The 19,320-nt window shown below is 38.7% G+C and carries 18 protein-coding genes and 1 pseudogene; 11 read left to right on the forward strand and 8 right to left on the reverse strand.

Annotated elements, in window-relative coordinates:
* The 6 genes and pseudogenes from ACFIKX_RS05950 to ACFIKX_RS05975 all read left to right on the forward strand — a co-directional run.
* Positions 1-92 (forward strand): annotated as a pseudogene (locus ACFIKX_RS05950) (TrwH protein); the annotation flags it as partial.
* Positions 89-790, forward strand: coding sequence for a virB8 family protein (locus ACFIKX_RS05955; protein ID WP_375606007.1), 702 nt, complete (start codon positions 89-91; stop codon positions 788-790). The pseudogene ACFIKX_RS05950 and the gene ACFIKX_RS05955, both read left to right, overlap by 4 nt.
* A gap of 13 nt (positions 791-803) precedes the next feature.
* On the forward strand, positions 804-1,610 hold the full coding sequence (gene virB9, locus ACFIKX_RS05960; RefSeq protein ID WP_375606008.1) for a P-type conjugative transfer protein VirB9: 807 nt from the start codon (positions 804-806) through the stop codon (positions 1,608-1,610).
* A complete protein-coding gene (virB10, locus tag ACFIKX_RS05965) occupies positions 1,610-2,767 on the forward strand; it encodes a type IV secretion system protein VirB10 (protein ID WP_375628623.1) in 1,158 nt (385 codons plus the stop codon). The genes virB9 and virB10 overlap by 1 nt, the downstream gene beginning before the upstream one ends.
* Positions 2,742-3,803: a P-type DNA transfer ATPase VirB11 gene (virB11, locus tag ACFIKX_RS05970; RefSeq protein WP_375628621.1), complete on the forward strand. Its 1,062-nt coding sequence runs from the start codon at positions 2,742-2,744 to the stop codon at positions 3,801-3,803. Before virB10 ends, virB11 begins: the two co-directional genes overlap by 26 nt.
* Before the next feature lie 1,265 nt (positions 3,804-5,068).
* A complete protein-coding gene (locus tag ACFIKX_RS05975) occupies positions 5,069-5,245 on the forward strand; it encodes a hypothetical protein (protein ID WP_375628619.1) in 177 nt (58 codons plus the stop codon).
* A gap of 1,871 nt (positions 5,246-7,116) precedes the next feature.
* Here the strand turns inward: ACFIKX_RS05975 and ACFIKX_RS05980 are convergent.
* The 7 genes from ACFIKX_RS05980 to rimM form a co-directional block, all read right to left on the reverse strand.
* The gene (locus ACFIKX_RS05980) at positions 7,117-7,896 is read right to left on the reverse strand and encodes a succinate dehydrogenase iron-sulfur subunit (RefSeq protein WP_005774220.1); all 780 of its coding nucleotides are present in this window, start codon (positions 7,894-7,896) and stop codon (positions 7,117-7,119) included.
* Between the two features lie 14 nt (positions 7,897-7,910).
* Positions 7,911-9,755, reverse strand: coding sequence for a succinate dehydrogenase flavoprotein subunit (sdhA, locus tag ACFIKX_RS05985; protein ID WP_375620955.1), 1,845 nt, complete (start codon positions 9,753-9,755; stop codon positions 7,911-7,913).
* A gap of 6 nt (positions 9,756-9,761) precedes the next feature.
* The gene (gene sdhD, locus ACFIKX_RS05990) at positions 9,762-10,148 is read right to left on the reverse strand and encodes a succinate dehydrogenase, hydrophobic membrane anchor protein (protein ID WP_375628616.1); all 387 of its coding nucleotides are present in this window, start codon (positions 10,146-10,148) and stop codon (positions 9,762-9,764) included.
* An 18-nt stretch (positions 10,149-10,166) separates the two neighbouring features.
* Positions 10,167-10,568: a succinate dehydrogenase, cytochrome b556 subunit gene (sdhC, locus tag ACFIKX_RS05995; RefSeq protein ID WP_375606014.1), complete on the reverse strand. Its 402-nt coding sequence runs from the start codon at positions 10,566-10,568 to the stop codon at positions 10,167-10,169.
* A gap of 495 nt (positions 10,569-11,063) precedes the next feature.
* Positions 11,064-11,504, reverse strand: a complete 441-nt coding sequence (gene rplS, locus ACFIKX_RS06000) for a 50S ribosomal protein L19 (protein ID WP_375612245.1) — start codon at positions 11,502-11,504, stop codon at positions 11,064-11,066.
* Positions 11,505-11,713: 209 nt separating this feature from the next.
* A complete protein-coding gene (gene trmD, locus ACFIKX_RS06005) occupies positions 11,714-12,412 on the reverse strand; it encodes a tRNA (guanosine(37)-N1)-methyltransferase TrmD (RefSeq protein WP_375612244.1) in 699 nt (232 codons plus the stop codon).
* A gap of 284 nt (positions 12,413-12,696) precedes the next feature.
* Positions 12,697-13,254 (reverse strand): ribosome maturation factor RimM, encoded by a 558-nt coding sequence (rimM, locus tag ACFIKX_RS06010; RefSeq protein WP_375618306.1) that lies wholly within the window; start codon positions 13,252-13,254, stop codon positions 12,697-12,699.
* A gap of 132 nt (positions 13,255-13,386) precedes the next feature.
* Between rimM and ACFIKX_RS06015 the strand changes: the two genes are divergently transcribed.
* Complete coding sequence (locus ACFIKX_RS06015; protein WP_375612242.1) at positions 13,387-14,208, forward strand: SapC family protein; 822 nt, start codon at positions 13,387-13,389, stop codon at positions 14,206-14,208.
* A 3-nt stretch (positions 14,209-14,211) separates the two neighbouring features.
* Positions 14,212-15,180, forward strand: a complete 969-nt coding sequence (locus ACFIKX_RS06020; protein WP_375628613.1) for a tyrosine recombinase XerC — start codon at positions 14,212-14,214, stop codon at positions 15,178-15,180.
* An 18-nt stretch (positions 15,181-15,198) separates the two neighbouring features.
* Here the strand turns inward: ACFIKX_RS06020 and ACFIKX_RS06025 are convergent, their stop codons facing one another.
* The gene (locus ACFIKX_RS06025; RefSeq protein WP_375612716.1) at positions 15,199-15,471 is read right to left on the reverse strand and encodes a BolA family protein; all 273 of its coding nucleotides are present in this window, start codon (positions 15,469-15,471) and stop codon (positions 15,199-15,201) included.
* Positions 15,472-15,595: 124 nt separating this feature from the next.
* On the opposite strand from ACFIKX_RS06025, the gene ACFIKX_RS06030 reads away from it, so the two are divergent.
* The 3 genes from ACFIKX_RS06030 (at position 15,596) to cobT (ending at position 19,309) form a co-directional block, all read left to right on the forward strand.
* Positions 15,596-16,216 (forward strand): J domain-containing protein, encoded by a 621-nt coding sequence (locus tag ACFIKX_RS06030; protein ID WP_375606021.1) that lies wholly within the window; start codon positions 15,596-15,598, stop codon positions 16,214-16,216.
* Between the two features lie 202 nt (positions 16,217-16,418).
* A complete protein-coding gene (gene cobS, locus ACFIKX_RS06035; RefSeq protein WP_375608469.1) occupies positions 16,419-17,399 on the forward strand; it encodes a cobaltochelatase subunit CobS in 981 nt (326 codons plus the stop codon).
* Between the two features lie 14 nt (positions 17,400-17,413).
* On the forward strand, positions 17,414-19,309 hold the full coding sequence (gene cobT, locus ACFIKX_RS06040) for a cobaltochelatase subunit CobT (protein ID WP_375628610.1): 1,896 nt from the start codon (positions 17,414-17,416) through the stop codon (positions 19,307-19,309).
* Positions 19,310-19,320 lie beyond the last annotated feature (11 nt).

Consider the following 19,320-nt stretch of genomic DNA (forward strand, 5'->3'; position numbering starts at 1 on the left):
CATTAGCACCAAAGCTAAAACAGCCCAATGATAGGAACCGTGTGCCTATTAATAAAACAATCCCTGCCGAAATCAAGCGAGGAGACAGATGAAAACAAAACAAGCAAAACCAGTGAAAGCCGAACAACTTAGAAGTTATTATGAAGAAAGCCGTGGCTTAGAACGTGATCTTATCAATGAATTTATAAGGTCGCGCAGAACGGCATGGCGTGTTGCGAGTACTGTGGGTCTTTTTGGCTTATTCGGTATGATATGTGGAGTTGTTGGATTTTCTCAACCAGCTCCAACTCCCTTAGTGTTGCGCGTTGATAATACGACGGGTGCAGTTGATGTTATCTCAATCATGCGTGAACACGAAGAAAGCTATGGCGAAGTTGTAGATAGATATTGGCTAAATCAATATGTGCTTAACCGCGAAACTTACGACTACGATACTATTCAACTGAACTATGACACAACAGCACTTTTAAGTGCGGCATCTGTTCAACAAGAATATTATAAAATCTATGATGGAGAAAATGCACGGGACAAAGTGCTTTCCAACAAAGCACGTATCACAGTTAAAGTACGATCAATCCAGCCTAATGGACTCGGTCAAGCAACTGTACGTTTTACGACTCAGCAACTTGACAGCAACGGTGCTGCTACTGGACCAAAACAGCACCAAATTGCAACAATTGGTTACACCTATGTTGGTGCACCCATGAAATCATCTGATCGATTGCTTAACCCCCTTGGTTTTCAAGTAACAAGTTACCGTTCTGACCCAGAAATACTGTTGAATGATTAAGGAATTGATTGTTATGAAAAAACTTGCGTTCGTTGTTCTATTGTCTTCGTTTTCTTCTCTTTATACAGTACCTGTTCAGGCGCTCAAAAGTCCATCAAATTCACAATATGATCATCGCATTCGCTATATAACATATAACGAAGCCGATGTGGTTCAAATTGAAACAGTTCTTGGTGTGGCAACACATATTATTCTTGAAGAAGGTGAACAGTACATAACTCATGCCTTTGGCGATTCTGAAGCCTATGCCTTTGCTCATAAAGGGCGGCATATTTTTATTAAACCAAAAGCAGAACTTGCTAATACCAATCTCATCGTTGTAACCGACAAACGGAGTTATAAATTCCGACTACAATTTCGGAATGACCGTGCGGGATCAACATATGAATTGGCTTTCCATTATCCCGATTCAAACGATGAAAAGTCAGAAGAAAACAATCGACGCCTTGCGATTGAACGTGGTTTTCACCAAAGCGTCAACGGCTATAATCTCAGTTATACCATGAGTGGTCACCAAGATATTGCTCCGATAAATGCTTGGGACAATGGGCGTATTACTTACTTCAAATTTCCCGCTAACATGGATATGCCATCGATTTATGTCGTAGATGCTGAAGGCAATGAAAGCTTAATACCACGCACCGTTATCGGCAGTTCTAATGATATTATCGCCGTTCATAAGGTCAATCCTAAATGGCTCATACGGCTTGGTAAACGCGCTCTAGCTGTTTTTAATGAAGCCTATGACCCCAATGGCGTACCAAACACAACAGGGACAGTATCTTCGGTGGTTTATCGTATCAATAAAGGAGGAAAATGATGTTTGACAATAAGGAAGGAGAGGGAAAAGGTACAAAACTGGACAACGTCGATCAAAAACATATTGAAGGTGCCTATGGAGGGTCCGAACTAGGTTCTGAACGTCGTCCGACAATTCCAGGTACCCGTGCATTGTTAATGGTAGGACTTATTGTCATAGTAGCGATACCGATTGCCTTGACTTGGAAAGCTTTTAAAATGCGTAATACCGTGGAGGTTGAGGAAGAAAAACCACAACAAATAGTACAGCAAATTATACCAAACTATGTCCCTCGAATTATAGAAGAACCAAAGATTGTAGAAGAAGCAGAAAAATCAACACAAATAGAAGATTCAAACTTGGATATTCCACCGGCCTTAAGTAAGCTTCTTCAAACAGCCATTCCTCCACATATGCTCCAAGATTCTGAAGAATTAGCACGCAAACGTATGCTCAGTTCTAGCCTTAACAACGGTGGTAGCGAAGGATCTACAGATACAAATAATAAAGCATCGAATAATGATAGAGGTAATGGCGTATTATTTGATAACCTTCAGCCCGTGCGTTTAGGTCAATCACATGCGATGCAACTTCGTAACCGTGACTTTTTGATTACACAAGGAACGCAAATAGATTGTACGTTAGAAACAAAAATCATTACATCACAACCCGGAATGACGACGTGTCATTTAACACGCGATATTTATTCCACGAGTGGACGTGTTGTTTTGCTTGACCGTGGTTCTAAAGTTGTTGGTTTTTACCAAAGTGGCATACAACAAGGACAAACGCGCGTGTTTGTGCAATGGTTACGCATTGAAACGCCTTCTGGTGTTGTTGTCAATCTTGACTCACCAGGCACAGGTCCTCTGGGTGAAGCGGGTATTGGTGGCTGGGTTGACAGACATTTTTGGGAACGATTTGGTAGTGCAATTATGGTAAGCATTATCGGTGATTTAGGAGAATGGGTAAGAGGAAAAGTTGGTAAAAGCAGCAAAGAAAATAAAGATAACTCACAAAATAAAGGAGCTCAGAATGCTGAATCTATAGCAATCGATGTTCTTCAAAATTCCATCAATATCACACCAACACTTTACAAAAACCAAGGCGAACGAGTAAATATTTTTGTTGCTCGTGATCTGGATTTCAGCGATGTCTACAGTCTCGTCACACGTTAACCCGATACAAAAAGATCAAGCAGTTTTTCAGCTTCTGCAACCGCTTGATTGTTTTTTAGAAGATCCCACGATCACTGAATTATCGATTTGCCGCCCCTGTGAAGTATGGACGAAAAGCTTTAAGGGTTGGCAAGTACATAGCGTACCAGAGTTAACAACCACTTTTTTGCAAACGCTTATTACAGCTATTATCGTTTATAACGGTATGGCTCCCAGAAGTATTAATTATGTGCTCTTGCCTGGTGGACAACGTGGTACAATTATACAAACACCAGCTGTTGTTGATGGTGCTCTTTCCTTTGTAATTCGTAAACATTCTCTCATAGTTAAAACGTTAGAAGAACTCAAAGAAGAAGGGGCATTTGACGATTTTTCTGATGTAAGTTTTAATAAGCCTTCAGCAAAAGAAACCAATAACTTGTTATCGAGGCAGGACTTCACACGGTTGGAACCATTTGAAGTTCAACTCTTACAAAGTAAACGTGAGGGAAAAATTCTTGAATTTTTGGAAGAATGCGTCCTTCACAAACGCAACATTATTATTGCAGGCAAAACAGGATCTGGTAAAACAACATTTGCGCGCTCTTTAATTGAAAAGGTCCCTGTAGAGGAGCGTATTATCACAATTGAAGATGTTCATGAGCTTTTTCTACCCAATCATCCCAATCATGTACATATGATTTATGGTAACAATGTAGGCCGTGTTTCAGCTGAAGAATGCCTAGATGCGTGTATGCGTCAGTCGCCTGACAGAATTTTTCTCGCTGAATTGCGAGGCAATGAAGCATGGGAATATCTCAATTCGCTCAACACTGGTCATCCCGGATCGATTACAACAACGCATGCCAACAGCGCTTTGCAAACATTTGAGCGATGTGCCACCTTGATTAAAAGATCAGAAATTGGCCGGCAACTCGAGTTAGAAATGATAAAAATCGTTCTCTATACAACAGTTGACGTAGTGTTGTTCTTTAAAGATAGAAAACTCTCTGAAGTCTTTTACGACCCGATTTTTGCTAAATCAAAAATCGCTTAAGGGGAGCTTCCTCTCTCGGTAATATGAAGCAAACAAAAATAGCCGTAACTAATTGTTACGGCTATTTATTTAACTTTTCCTATTCTCTTTGCTTCTCCAATGGATTTTCTACACTCTTCATGAAGAAAAAAAGAAAAAAGTTAATAGACAACAACTCTACGAGAAAACCAAATTATACATAAGGCTCTCTTTATTCTCTTGCCTTTGATCATTCTTTCCATTTACCTTTTGAAAAAGTATCTCTGATGCAAAAAAGAAAAAATAGCTGCAAAATAAATATTTAAACAAAAGAAAAGAATAAATTTTGATTCGCCTATCAATGAAAGCTTTGTAAAATAGGTACTTTCGATCACCACAAATAATTATCGTCATCAAGACCAAAACTTATCGTTTAAAAATTCTAAGCGCTATTTTCAAGTGATTAATAAATATGTTTTTTAACCAAACAATCTCCAAATACGGAAAACCTCATACGAAATAAATTATCATTTCGATTTAGCATCCATAAACCACGTTCTATTTGGTAATAAAAAGTATAGTGGTATATAGACGTCTTCTTCGGACGAAGAAAGATTCTTAACCTCCAGTTGTTCGTAAACAACCAAATTTCTCTTAAGCAAGCTTTGCTAACCATATCACGTGGCTTATGTCCCTCTCCTAAAGACGATATCCATAGACTCCATAAGGTAAGCTCTACTCTGAATATTCCTGCTCTCTTCTCTGCACCACAAAAAGCAAAAATTCCTAAAAGAACAGATCTACAATCACTCTTCTTAAGCCACGTCACATTGACTTATAAAGAGTGTTCATTATTTTGCGTGTTGGATAAAAGATCTTAGTACCGTAGGATTCTCTCATTTCAAAGCTGTTTATTAACCAAAACCATGTCTCTTGCACATTATAAGTAAATAAAGCCGTATAGAATGAAACTGTACAAAAAGCACTAAAAATGCCTTTTATAAACCATCCAAAATGCCCAAAATTGTCACAACATTGGGAGTTTGCAAAGTATCTAATGGCGCCCAACTTGCTCTTTTATGAAGTGTAAAAATGGAGATGCTCTATAAATTTTATATTATTCACCGGGGCTTTACCATTATACCATCCACGAGCTCTGTAGTGAAATAAGCTTAGGCACCTTAAAGAAAGGTTTCTTAAAAACAAGCGTGTAAATTGACAAGCAAAGTGTATTTGGCTCGGGGCGTTCTGTTTTACATAAGGGTTTTGATCTTATTAAAGAACGAGAGAAACAAAAGCGTGAAGCAATGCGTAATCTCTATTATTTAAAAGACATTACTCTAGATGCTTTTGAAAGTCGTAAAGCAGAATTAAAAAATGATGCTAAAAATGGAAACTGGTTTGCACCTTTACAGCTTCATATTCTCCTCAAATTAGGAAGCTGTAAAGCGACTTTCAAAGATTGCGCCAACAGAGATACATAATATTCTTAACTCCCATCTGATAAATAAAAGCTGCAACAGCAAAAGCTCTTTTAGAAAAACAACGCCATAAAGTCATTAATAAACCGGCAATGAATTGGAGAAATGTTCCAGATTTTTATCAAACACTCTGCAAAGCAACAATAATGATACAACTGGCTTTGCATCTGCTTATTCTTACAGGTGTTCGTACCCATCTCTTGCATCAATTCGTGAAGATCAGATTGAAGAGGATATATGAACAACTCTTGGCTCGAGAATACGAACGGTCTGCGTGATACTACAGGAGATTTCGCATGTCACTATGATCACAAATATTAAAAATTTTAAAACAAGCACGCTTGTTTTTTCGCAATGATTTCTGTTTTCTGTAACCGGTCGTAGTCCTTATTAAGGTGAATTTCCTATCACAATATATAAGAGAGGTTAGGTTAAAAACCTGTCCACGTAGATTTCGCTCTCATTTACGTAATTGGCTAACAGACTCCACCTATCACACCTCAAAGGACGAAGCCTCTTAACACGCCACTGATCTGCAAACAATCCGCCCCCTCACTTAGCAGATTTCACCTTCTAACCACTCTAATTACCACATCCTAAATAAGATAGTGTTTTACAGCACAACAGAATAAATACCAAAACAATGGCTGATTATACCGTTAATACTTGGACACCTCTCTTTCATGTTAAGAAATATCTTTTATGCTAAAAAATAAAAAACACTTTTACTGCTTAAATAACTTTCTTCAGCATATATACAAGAACAATGAAATACCCTAACATAATAAATAAGACCTAAACCTAGAAATCTCTATTTTTTATAGATAAAAACATATAAAATCAAAACCTATGAAACTCATAAAAACACAACATGTTTTCTTTGATGATTGAATTCATTCAACTCAAACGAACCTATAAACATCCCTATTCCACATTCGCAACACGTGTTCTTAGAATTCTCACTAGCCTTTTCTAAATTTTTGGAAAAAACTATAAATTTGATATTTTTTAAAAACGCCTTATTTGCTCTTTAATGAATTTAAATCTATGACGTTACAATAATTTTAAATTACTTCCCCCTTAACTGTATGATCTATCTCTACAATAGAGAGGGATTTTACGTTCTCCATTTTTTAAGAACTATAAATTTTGCTTTTTAATGCGATTAACAATCCAATCTTTAAAACAAAAAATATGACCTTTATATATATAATGATATTATCAAAAATTCCTAATCCTTGAATATTAGCAATGTTTTCGATATTACAATAAATGTGTCGTAAAATGACGAATTGTCATAATGATCACTCCTTTGTATTTCATTTAGATAATTTACATGCGTTTAATATTTGTATCAGCATTTATTTTTTGTTCTATATTTATACAGAGTAATCATTTTTTATAAAAAATGATTACTTGAATCTGCATCAAAGTATAAATTATGATGCGAATTTAATAAAAATAAAAACACATGGCATATTGATTTTATTGTTTTTACATAGAACGCTATTTAAAGTATAGTTTACTCGAAAGACTAATGCCTTTTTAAAGGCAATAATAACTATACTAACCACCTCATAGAAGCCAATAAATTTTTAGAGATTAAGCCTCAAAGAGGCACAAAAACACGCACAATTTTCTATTTTTCTTTTTACTGTTCGTTAATCGGTCAAATTTCAAAGATAATATTCAACTATGAGTTTTCTGCTCAGCCATTGCAAGGATTGCTTAATTTTTTAGGGATTACTTCACTTTTAGAATGATTATAGCTACTGCACCCTCATAAGCAGCCGATCTTCTTTTAGAGATTTAATTGCTAAAAGGAGATACAATTTTTTCCACCTTACGCTTTATTTTGATCAATCAGTAAATTTTCAAAGGCGGCGTTCAACCATGAGTTTTTTAATTTCAGCAATCGCTTTCGCTGGATTTAATCCCTTTGGACAAGTTTGCGCACAATTCATAATCGTATGGCAACGATAAAGGCGGAAAGGATCTTCTAAATTATCAAGACGTTCACCACACATCTCATCACGTGAATCCGCAATCCAGCGATAAGCTTGAAGCAAAACAGCGGGCCCCAAATAACGATCACCGTTCCACCAATAACTTGGACATGAAGTCTGACAACACGCACACAAAATACATTCATAAAGGCCATCGATTTTTTGGCGATCGGAGTGACTTTGTAACCATTCTTTTGCAGGTTCAGGAGAAACTGTTTGCAACCAAGGCTCAATGACTCGGTGTTGTGCATAAAAACGCTTTAAATCAGGAACCAAATCTTTAACAACCGGCATGGAAGGCAACGGATAGACCTTAATGGGATGTTTTACATCATCCATCCCTTTGGTACAAGCTAATGTATTGGTTCCATCAATATTCATCGCACATGAACCACAGATGCCTTCACGGCATGATCGACGAAGTGTCAAAGTTGGATCAATATGGTTTTTAATAAACAAAAGCCCATCAAGAATCATAGGACCACAAGCAGAACGATCCACATAATAAGTATCTAAATGAGGATTTTCCTCATCATCAGGCGACCAACGATACACGTGAAATTCCGTCAGCTTTGTAGCACCTTCAGGTTTAGGCCAAACCTTTCCCGGTTTTACTTGAGAATTTTTGGGAAGCTTAATTTGTACCATATTGCATTCTCCCCTTAATAAACCCGTTTTTTAGGTGCAATGCGCTTTAAATCGATCCCACCATCAGCTTCAGATGTTAACGGATCCACATGGACAGGTCGATATGATAATGTCACCTTACCCTCTTTTGACAAATGTGAAATCGTATGTTTACGCCAGTTTTTATCATCACGCTCTGGATAATCTTCACGAGCGTGAGCGCCACGGCTTTCTGAACGTGCTTCGGCAGAATGAACAGTCATGATTGCATTCGCCATAAGATTTTCAAGCTCTAATGTTTCAACCAAATCAGAATTCCATATCAGAGAACGATCTGTGACTTTGAGATCCGACAATTCCCCCCAGATTTTATTCATCCGTTGACATCCCTGTTTCAAAGAATCTTCTGTACGGAAGACTGCTGCGTCTTCTTGCATCGTGCGTTGCATTTTTTCACGCAATACAGCTGTTGGTATTGCCCCTTGTGCAAAACGTAAACGATCAAAACGCGCTATAATTTCGTCAACAGCTTCTTCATTGATGGGTGGAATTTCTGCATTCCGATCAATAACTTCACCCGCGCGAATGGCAGCAGCACGACCAAACACCACAAGATCAATTAATGAATTTGACCCCAAGCGATTAGCACCATGAACAGAAGCACATCCTGCTTCTCCTACCGCCATCAGCCCTGGTTGAATACGATCAGGCGAATCAGCCGTTGGATTGAGAACTTCCCCGTAGTAATTGGTAGGAATCCCACCCATATTATAATGAACCGTTGGCAAGATGGGGATAGGCTCTTTTGTTACATCCACCCCTGCAAATATCCGTGCTGATTCTGAAATCCCTGGTAAACGCTCATGCAAGATTGCAGGATCAATATGATTGAGAACCAAATGAATATGGTCCTTCTTAGGTCCAACGCCACGTCCTTCACGAATTTCAAGTGTGATACAACGCGAAACCAAATCACGTGAAGCCAAATCCTTAAAGGAAGGTGCATAGCGCTCCATAAAGCGTTCACCTTCAGAATTGATTAAATAGCCTCCTTCACCACGAGCTCCTTCTGTAATTAAGCAGCCAGAACCGTAAATCCCTGTCGGATGGAATTGCACAAACTCCATATCCTGAAGTGGCAATCCAGCACGTGCGATCATTCCACCACCATCACCCGTACAGGTATGCGCCGATGTCGCAGAAAAATAAGCGCGTCCATAACCACCGGTTGCAAGAACAACCATTTTGGCAGAAAAACGATGTATTGTACCATCATCGAGATTCCATGCCACAACCCCCGTACAAACCCCATCCGTCATGATGAGATCGAGTGCAAAATATTCAATAAAAAATTGCGCATTATGCTTTAAGCTTTGTCCATAAAGCGTATGCAAAATGGCATGGCCTGTACGGTCAGCTGCTGCGCAAGTACGCTGAACAGGCGGACCTTCACCAAATTGTGTCGTATGTCCACCAAAAGGACGCTGATAAATTTTGCCTTCTTGCGTTCGCGAAAAAGGAACACCATAATGTTCTAATTCATACACAGCAGCAGGAGCATTACGCACCAAATATTCCATTGCATCGGTATCGCCCAACCAATCAGAACCTTTCACGGTATCATATAAATGCCACTGCCAATTGTCAGGTCCCATATTTGAAAGCGATGCAGCAATTCCCCCTTGTGCTGCAACCGTATGTGAGCGCGTTGGAAAAACCTTCGTAATACAAGCTGTCTTTAATCCTTGTTCTGCCATACCCAGTGTCGCACGTAATCCTGCACCACCTGCCCCAACAACAACAACATCAAATTTATGATCTACAGTGCGATAAGGGGCGTTACCTGCTTTAGCACCCAGAGATGATCCTGTACCCGCCATACTTGTTTAACCCCCTAATGCAATTTTCAAAAGAGAAAAAATAATGATACCACCTATGAGAAAACAAAATAAAATATTTAACGTCAAAAAGAATATCCGAAAACCTTCACGTGGAATATAATCTTCAATCACTACCTGCATACCAAGTTTCATATGATAAAGGACCGAAAAAGTCATCAATCCCATCAAAACAGCAACAATAGGATGTGCAAGTCTTGCACGCACAATACTATAGTCCTTCCCCACAAGCGAAAGAATAAGAACAATAAAAAATATCAAAAGTGGTAGATTGATAAACCCCGTCAAACGTTCTAGCCAAAAATGCTCTGTTCCTTCATGAGCACTGCCACGCCCCCGTACTTTTCCAAGTTCCGTTCGAAAATCTTTTTTCATGTCTCTTTTCTCCCCCAGCTAAACAACGGTATATCCAATAATCCAAATCGCAAAAGTAACAATAAGAGAAATAAACACTGTCGCCCAAGCAGTGACTGTTGCCTTTTCTTTTGCCAAAAGGCAAGGCTTCAGATCCCAAACAATGTGGCGAACACCACCAACCATGTGATGAACCCCTGCCAAAGTATAAAGAAACAAAATACACAATCCAAACCAAGAACTATAAATTTCGTAAACTGTTCTAAATGTCTCCTCGCCACACGCAATAGCAATTAACCAAACAGCAAGAAAAACCGTTCCAACATAAAGCGCCATACCCGTAATGCGGTGTGCAATGGACATGGCCATAGTAATTGTCCAACGATAAATACTTATATGAGGGGAACGAGGGCGCTCTTTTATCCTAGTTGTCTCTATCATAAAATATCCTGACCTGGTTTATCATAAAATATCCTGACCTGGTTTTTGCAACCGCAATGAACGAGAAAGTTCGCGCAAAACGACTAAACATACTCTCTCGTTTTTACTTGTTTGGCATCTCAAGATACCGATATTATAGGTCGGTTGTCTCAAATAACGGATTAAAGGTCACGCATAAAAAAACCGATTACTCCCTGGATATGATCCGCAAAACTCGCCTTAATCTAATACACTTTTATCTTCACGTCAAAGGTCTAAAATCTTTTCCAAATATAAACAGACATTTTTTCAGATTAAACTTATCCTTTTGAGTATTCACGATATATGCAATAGTCTCTTAAACTGCACCCATAATTAAGAATAAAAAGAGGAAAAATTGATAGATTGAACATTTTTATGTCCACTCCAAGCCTTTTAAAAGGCAAAACGAATCAAGAAAGACACAAATAAGCGGCATAAAAGCCGCTTTTGCATAAAGTTTAGCCGATATAATCTTTACTCAGAAACTTGCTTTTCAACATCTGTGCTGACAGATGCTGCTTCTACTTTCTCAACAACCTTTTCAGCTTTTTTCCGATAATCTCTCTTTTCAGCGATACGTGCAGCTTTACCTCTCAAGCCACGTAGATAATAGAGTTTTGCACGGCGCACTTTACCACGGCGCACCAGCTCAACACCTTCAATCAAAGGAGAATAAACAGGAAATACCCTCTCCACCCCTTCACCATAAGAAATCTTGCGTACTGTAAAGGTCTCATTCAACCCACCGCCTGAACGCGCAATACAGACACCTTCATAAGCCTGAACACGCGTCCGTGTACCTTCTGTCACACGCACCATAACACGGACTGTATCTCCTGGCTGAAATGCTGGAAATTGGCGCTTTTCTTCAATTTTTGCACATTGTTCAGCTTCAAGCTGTGCGATAATATTCATTTCTTTTATCCTTCATGTTCTTTATCGAACAGTCAGAGCGCTCAACTCTTACCAAAAAAGCCTTTATTAAGAATAAGGAGCTCTTTAGGCTATGTCTTACACAGGAGCGAATACACCATTCCTTCATTTTAATTTTGGAACTACAGAAAACCTTTTATAAAAAACTCTCTAAAAAGAGAGCCATGCAATACACCACCTTATCATATGAATCAAGTTTTCTGATGATTTTTATTATAACGCGCATAAAGATCAGGGCGACGTTGACGTGTTAACAATTCGGCTTGGCTTTGACGCCAATCTGCGATCGCTTTGTGATGACCTGAGAGCAATACAGGCGGAATACCCCGCCCTTCGAAAAGAGAAGGGCGGGTATATTGCGGATGTTCCAGCAAGTCATTTTCAAAACTTTCACACCTTGCAGAAGCTGCATTCCCCATCACTCCAGGCAGAAGACGTATAATAGCATCTAAGATAACCAATGCAGCTGTTTCACCCCCTGAAAGAATATAATCACCAATAGAAACTTCTTCTAATTCTCGTGCTTCTATGACTCGCTCATCAACCCCTTCAAAACGTCCACAAACTAACGTTACACCCGTATCACGAGCCAAGCTATGCGCGTAAGCTTGGTCAAAAGGACGCCCACGTGGACTCATCAACAATCTTGGCGAATCCTGTGGACAGCAATCAAGAGCAGCCGCCAATACATCCGCCCGCATTACCATACCAGCTCCCCCACCAGCAGGTTTATCATCAACGCTATGGTGTTTGTCTAAAGCAAAATCCCTAATCTGTACCGTCTCCAGTGACCAAATTCCACGCTCTAAAGCTTGCCCTGCTAAAGAATACCCTAAAAAACCAGGAAACATTTCAGGATAAAGGGTTAAAACGCGCGCCTGAAATTTCATTTTATTTCTTATCCTTATTTTCTTAAACAGACTCTTAATAGCAAAAATAGCACAAACAAGACTTTTAACGCTATAGCGTTAATCTGAGTCTTCTTGATTTGCGCCATATTTAATACGATCCTTCTAAATACTTGCACTAAAAAAGACTCTAAAAATTCAGGACTATTTCGAGATAAAGTGCGTACAATATCTGCTCAAAAGAGCATTTTTAATATTTTCACACATTCCACTTTTTATTGACGAAATTCATCTGTTGTTTTTTACCTTCATCTTTATTTTTAGATTCAAGCTATTTCCTTTTTATCATTGTCTCCCCCATCAATTAAACCAGCAGCCATGGGATCAACAACAAGAAAACCAGAATCCATACAAATTTCTGGTACCGCCGCCTTACTAAAGGGAATAAGAACTCTTTTACCTGTATTCAAACGTATTTCAAGCAAATCACCAGCCCCGAAATTAAAAAAACCACACACTTCACCTAAGATTTTCCCCCCACAATCTTGGACACACAAGCCTATTAAATCGACTTGATAAAACTCATCCTCCATCAAATCATCAATTAATTGATCACGCGTCACATAAAGGCGAATACCTTTTAAAGACTCAGCCGCATTACGATTTTCTACCCCTTTAAAACGTACAATCGCCTTATTTTTTTGTATGCGAAGAGTTACAATTTCATAAGAACGCCCCATATCATCATAAAGAGTGCTGTAAAACTTGAAACGCTGTGGCTCAGCACTTAGAATTTTAACAAAAACATCTCCTTTTATACCATGAGGCATACCAATAATGGCAAGATAGACTTTATTTTTAAGCTTTTCTTTATTATACTTCATGCAAAAATATTATCTCTCAAAAATGAACCCTTCAATCTTATAGTTTTCTATTCAATCTTGTTGCCATATGAGACAATCTTCTAAAAGACCTTTCTTGGTAACAAAAAACAAATTAATAAAGGAGAAAGTCTTATGGCAAATATTATGCTATTTTACAAAGATATCACACCAATCAACAAAATTTCCCATAAAAATCTAAAATTTGCTCCTCCAACTGATATGTCTTTTGCCAAGGATACTCATTGGGTTCCTTTAGCAAGTACTGAATATTTTCAAGCAGCGCTAGACTATCCTATTTTATTTATGTGCGCCGAAGATGAACAAAAAAAACGGCATTACACATCCGCAGCTCTTGTCGGTCTTTCTAATGACGAAAATGACTATATCGCTTCTGATAAAAGTTGGAAAAACAATACTTATGTTCCTGCTTTTGTCCGTCGCTATCCTTTTGTTTTGGCACAAATTAGCAATGAAAAAGAACTTTCTGTGTGCTTTGATCAACAGTCCGGTATGTTTAATGAAGTTGCAGGAACAGAACTTTTTAATTCCGATGGCTCTATTTCTCCTTTTATGGAAGAACGTATTCGCTTTCTTGAAAGTTTTAAAATCGCTATGGAGAAAACCTCTGAGTTTATTGATGCTCTTGTAGAAATGGATCTTCTAAGCCAAAAATCCATCAATGTGAAAAACGATAAAGGTCTCTCAGCGCAATTGGAACATTTTTGGGTTGTTGATGAAGAAAAATTGAATAAATTATCAGCAAGCCAACTTGCCAAACTTCATAAAAATGGCTTTTTAGGATTAATTTTTGCGCATTTGATGTCAACACACAATCTTGTGAAAATACTCTCTCTCAAAGGTGAAAAGCAACTTATCAATCGTGAAGAGCAACCCCAAAACAAGAATGGTCATTCTAACGATGAAAAATCTAAAAAGAAAGAAACTCTCAACTAGATAATGCCTATCAAAAACGACAAGAGAAAAGATGAAAATATTCCTCTCATTCCAGCAGACCATGCAATTTTAAAAGCAAGGAAAAATTGGTTAGAGTGTCTTACCCAAACACGTCGTATGTCAGCACAAACAGTGCAAGCCTATGAACGTGATACGCGGCAATTTTTGTCTTTTCTCTGTCAACACTTAAATCATACACCAACCCTTACAGATCTTGCTCATTTACGCATCAGTGACTTGCGTGCTTATCTTGCTTATCGGCGTACAAACAATGTAAGTGCGCGCTCTTTAAGCCGCGGAGTAGCAGGCATCCGTTCTTTTTTCAAATACTTATCACGTGAAGGAATCGTTAATGTTCCCGCGGCTCAACTTATCCGAAGCCCCAAACACCCCAAATTGCTCCCAAAACCTTTAGCGATAAAATCAGCACTTCACATAGTCAAACAAGAAAATCAACTGGAAAATGAACCTTGGATTAGCGCTCGTAATGCTGCTGTCCTCATGCTTCTTTATGGCTGTGGAATGCGAATATCAGAAGCCTTAAGCCTCACACCAGAACAATTTTCTGATCCTAAAAAAACAAGTTTATTTATAACAGGAAAAGGCGGCAAAACACGCCTTGTTCCTCTCATCAAAATTGTTTACGAAGCTGTACAAAATTATCTCAAATGTTGCCCATATCCTTTATTGGATAACCAACCCATATTTCGCGGGGCACGAGGCGGTCCCCTACAGCCCGCCATTATTCAGAAAACTGTACGCAACTTACGAGCAAGCCTTGGTTTACCAGAAACTGCAACGCCTCATACACTGCGCCATTCTTTTGCCACCCATCTTTTATCACGGGGGGGAGATTTGCGCACGATTCAAGAACTTCTTGGGCACGTTAGCCTTTCCACCACACAAATCTATACCCACGTCGATACAGACCATTTGTTAAAAATCTATCAAAAGGCCCATCCCCGTTCCTAAAAACGTCTCATCAAAAAATTAGAGTGTTTCAACCTCAAGTGCCAAAGCATGAACACAAGTAGCTAACTCTTCTTGTAAAACTTTATAAATCGCTCGATGTATTTCTACGCGTGTCATATTAGAAAAAGAAGAAGATAAAATTTTCACTCGAAAATGTGTTTCTCCTTTACCATCAAAAGCATGTTCATTATGAGGATGCCCCTCATGAAGATGACTTTCGTTAATCACTTCAAGCTTTTGCGGATGAAAAGCATCCTGAAGCTTTCTCTGAATTATTGTTTCTATAAACATTTTTCATTCCTCAAACAAAATGAACGTGCAAAAATACACCTTTTTCATAATAGAATAAGTGTGAAAACAAATTTTTCAAAAGTCAATTCTTGTAAAATTAATCAATTTTGCATAAACCAATAATATGACAATAACATCTAAATTATTCGATTCAATTCGCATAAGCTCAAATAAAAAACAAAAAGCTGAGCCAGAAGCACAACAGTGTCAGTGGGAAGGTTGTGAAAAAACAGGGTCCCATAAAGCACCAGCAGGTCGAAATCACGAAGGACAATATTTATATTTTTGTATTGAACACGTACGCGCCTATAATAAAAATTTTAATTACTTCTCTGGTCTTAGCAATAAAGATATCGCAAAATTTCAAAAGGATGCTCTCACAGGACATCGTCCGACATGGCCTACAGATCTGAGCAATGGTACATCGAAAAAAACAGCCGCGAATTATGCAAAGATTCGCTCTGGAACAGCTGCCTATCAAAATCGCATGCGCGATCCCTTCACGCTTTTTACTGGGCAGCATTCAAGCAATAAGTTTTCACGAAAATTAAAGCCCTTAGAAGCAAAAGCTTTTGATACACTGGGACTACAGGCAAACGCTTCAGCAGAAGACATCAAAATGAAATATAAAGAGTTGGTAAAAAAGCACCATCCTGATTCCAATGGTGGTAATCGTGCTTCAGAAGAGCGCTTTCGTGATGTTTTACATGCTTACAATTTGCTAAAAAAGTCTGGTTTGTGCTGAAAATATGCGCTTATATGAGTCTATTTTCATTTAGACCATCATTATTTGCGCAAAATGTTACTTTTTTTGCAAAACATTATAGAATACGTAAAAAAATCTTTCTTTAATATCTAAGGCTCTCATTATAGAGCATTGCATAAATACTTTAACTCTTGTATCGTTTCTAATGAATAAATAGCGTCCTCTCCCTTCCAGAAACATAATGACAAATCTTACCGTTGAAAATTTGCCCGATATTACACTTTGTGCTCGCGATCTATTTCATATTGAAACAGATCTGAAAGTCCCTGCTTTTAGCACAAAAAGTCCCCATGTTCCTGATATCGATCCTGATTATCTTTTTGATCAGCAAACAACTTTAGCGATTCTCGCAGGTTTTACCTTTAACCGCCGTGTAATGGTTTCTGGCTATCACGGTACAGGGAAATCAACGCATATTGAACAAGTTGCTGCACGTCTTAACTGGCCTTGTCTTCGCATTAATCTCGATAGTCATGTAAGTCGTATCGATCTTGTAGGAAAAGATGCTATCGTTTTAAAAGATGGTTTACAAATCACTGAATTTAAAGAGGGCATTTTGCCATGGGCTTATCAAAATAATATTGCTCTTGTTTTCGACGAATATGATGCGGGGCGTCCCGATGTTATGTTTGTCATTCAACGCGTTCTTGAAACTTCTGGAAAACTAAGCTTACTTGATCAAAGCCGTGTCATCTCTCCACATCCAGCGTTTCGTCTTTTTGCAACAGCAAATACCATTGGTCTTGGCGATACAACCGGTCTTTATCATGGTACCCAACAAATTAATCAAGCTCAAATGGACCGCTGGTCTATTGTTACGATACTCAATTATTTACCCCATGATAAAGAGGTTAATATCATTTGTTCAAAGGTCAAATCCTTTCAAACGACTGAAGGAAAAAAGATAATTTCACAAATGGTTCATGTTGCTGATATGGTACGCCAATCTTTTATCAATGGAGATCTTTCAACTGTCATGAGTCCACGTACCGTCATTACTTGGGCAGAAAATACAACAATTTTTCAAGATGTCGGCTTTGCCTTCCGATTAACCTTTCTCAATAAATGTGATGAACTCGAACGTGCCACTGTTGCAGAATTTTATCAACGCGCCTTTGGACAAGAGCTTCCCGAATCACTCATTCATGGTGTTTCGCCTTAAGGAATCTGTCACTCATGGCTACCGATATTGGCGACAACAAAAATCCGGCAAAAGATTCTTCCAACAACACTCTTAATGCTGAAGCTTTTAAAAAAGCACTTTCCACCTGTATGCGTGCGATTGCAGGCACAAACAACCTTGAAGTTTCCTTTAGTCATAACCGACCATCTTTAAGCGAAAGTTGCGCGCGTTTACCAGAATTACCTCAATACGCAACGAATAAAGACATCACTATTACCCGCGGACTAGGTGATTCCATGGCTCTGCGCAAAGCATGGCATGACAACCGCATTCACATGCAATTTTCTCCACTAGAATCAGAAGCACGTGCTGTCTTTGATGCCCTCGAACAAACACGTGTTGAAGCAATTGGTACTTTAGCCATGGAGGGACTTGCAAAAAATCTTGATGTCATGCTCGCCGATAAATACAAAAGAGCCCATTATCATAAAATTAGCAACCAAAGTGAAGCCCCCATCCAAGAAGCGATTGCACTTTTATTGCGTGAAAAAATAACAAAGCGCGCAGCTCCAAGAGAAGCGGGTTCTGTCTTAGAATTGTGGCGTAAAGAACTCGAACAAAAAGCAGCATCACAACTCAATGAACTCCCACATCATATTTACAACCAACAAGCTTTTGCACAGATTGTTCGCCAAATGCTTGTTACACTCAAAATGACAGTGCAACAAGCTGAAGCTTCTAACAGTGAAAACAATAAAAAATTAAAAAATGCGTGTGAACCTCAAGACCAAAGAGAAGAAGAGAGTAAAAACAAAAAACACGCTCAAAGTGAAGAACAAACCAGCACTGAACAAGAAAGTGATGTGCAAGATGATGGAAAAACACAAGCGACACAATCAAACAACAATGATCAAGCTGACGGCGAGCAAAAAAATGGACCTTGGCAAGAAAAGCCGAGCAAACCCAAACACCTTTTTTCTGATTCGGAACAAATGCAAAGACTTGGCAATTATAAAATCTTCACCCGTCAATTTGATGAAATTTTGGAAGCAACAGATTTTTGTTCTGAAAACGAGTTAGATCACTTACGCCGTTATCTTGATAAGCAAATCAATCATCTGCAAAACATCGTTGGACGTTTAGCAAACCGTCTCCAGCGCCGCTTGATGGCGCAACAAAATCGCAACTGGAACTTTGACCTTGAAGAAGGATATCTTGATACAACACGGCTTCCACGTCTAATTATTGACCCCATGCAACCCCTTTCTTTTAAAATGGAAAGCAACACCCAATTTCGGGACACAGTTGTTTCACTCCTCATTGATAATTCTGGCTCAATGCGCGGACGCCCCATTAGCGTTGCTGCAAGTTGTGCTGATATTTTGGCACAAACTCTTGAACGTTGTGGTGTCAAAGTTGAAATTTTAGGTTTTACCACCAAAACTTGGAAAGGGGGAAAATCGCGCGAACAATGGCTTACCCAAAACAAACTCCATAATCCTGGACGCCTCAATGATTTATGCCATATCATCTATAAAAGTGCTGATACCCCATGGCGTCGCGCACGACGCAATTTAGGTTTAATGATGCAAGAAGGATTATTAAAAGAAAATATCGACGGAGAAGCTTTGATTTGGGCTCATCAACGCCTTTTATCACGGCGTGAACAACGTCGCATCCTCATGGTCATTTCTGATGGTGCTCCTGTTGACGATTCGACACTATCGGTCAACTCCAGCAATTATTTAGAAAAACACTTACGCGCAGTGATTCAAGAAATCCAAACACACTCCCCTATCGAACTCATTGCCATTGGAATTGGTCATGACGTCACACGTTATTATCAACGTGCTGTAACAATTATGAATGCTGAAGAACTCGCCGACGCCATAACAAAACAATTAGAAATACTTTTTAGTGATAAAAGAACTCATATTCATAAGAAATAAACCTGCCTTGA

The sequence above is a fragment of the Bartonella sp. CM86QHHN genome (assembly GCF_042194695.1).
Classification (GTDB): domain Bacteria; phylum Pseudomonadota; class Alphaproteobacteria; order Rhizobiales; family Rhizobiaceae; genus Bartonella.